Source organism: Allobosea sp. P4_C6 (assembly GCF_056402015.1).
Genome location: NZ_JBFUIF010000295.1, coordinates 1 through 880, shown reverse-complemented (window position 1 = coordinate 880; position 880 = coordinate 1). Strand labels below are relative to the sequence as shown.

Below are 880 nucleotides of genomic sequence, written 5' to 3'. Positions count from 1 at the left end.
TGGCGCGATCCTGCGTTGGGAGCGGAACGCGGCCGACCGAGGCAAAAGTCGCCATCAAATCCAGGCCACCAAGAATCTCATGGTTCTTGGTGCTGGGTGCGATCTTTCCGGGCATCCAAGCGATGGCCGGAACGCGGTTGCCGCCCTCGCGAAGAGTGCCCTTGGTGCCGCGGAAGGGGGTGTAGCCCGCGTCCGGATACACGTCCTGCCAGGCGCCATTGTCGGTGGTATAGAAGACGAGCGTGTTGCCGGCGAGCTTCGGATTTGACCGGACCTTATCCATGATACGGCCGATCCGGGCATCGAGCTCCACGACCGAATCCGCATACTTGCTCTTGGACAGCGACTTATGGATGTAGTCGGGATGCGGCATATTGGGCTGATGCACCTTCATGAAATTGATGCTCATGAAGATCGGCTCCGCCGTGTTCGCATTGCTGTCGAGATAGTCGATCGCAGCCTTTTCAACGTAGCCATCGAAGAATGGGATGCCGACGACCCCTTCACGGCCGTTGATGACCGGCGTGTCGACATACTGGCCGTTGATCTTGAACTCTTCGCGCGCCGGCTGGCCGGCATTGCCCGATAGAGCCCCCTTCGTCACCTTCTGGAACATCTCCCGTAACTCCGGAGGCATATCCGGGAACCAGGTCGGGTCTGCATAAGTGTAAGCATTGAGATGGTACAGGCCGCAATACTTCATCTCGTCATAGCCCTGCGCATTGGGCAGCGCATAATCAGCCTCGCCGAGATGCCATTTGCCAGTAAAGAACGTCTTGTAGCCGCCGGTCTTGAGCACCGAGCCGAGAGTCCACTCCGCTGCCGGCAGGCCGCCGCCCTGACCTTGGAAGGCTACAGTGGTCATGCCGCTGCGGTTAGG

Annotated in this window: 1 protein-coding gene; it reads right to left on the bottom strand. The window is 59.4% G+C overall.

Translation table 11 applies throughout. From position 1 onward, the window contains the following. Positions 1 to 880: sulfatase-like hydrolase/transferase (locus AC1DVA_RS28765; RefSeq protein WP_476808184.1), on the bottom strand; the 880-nt coding region annotated here is incomplete at both ends.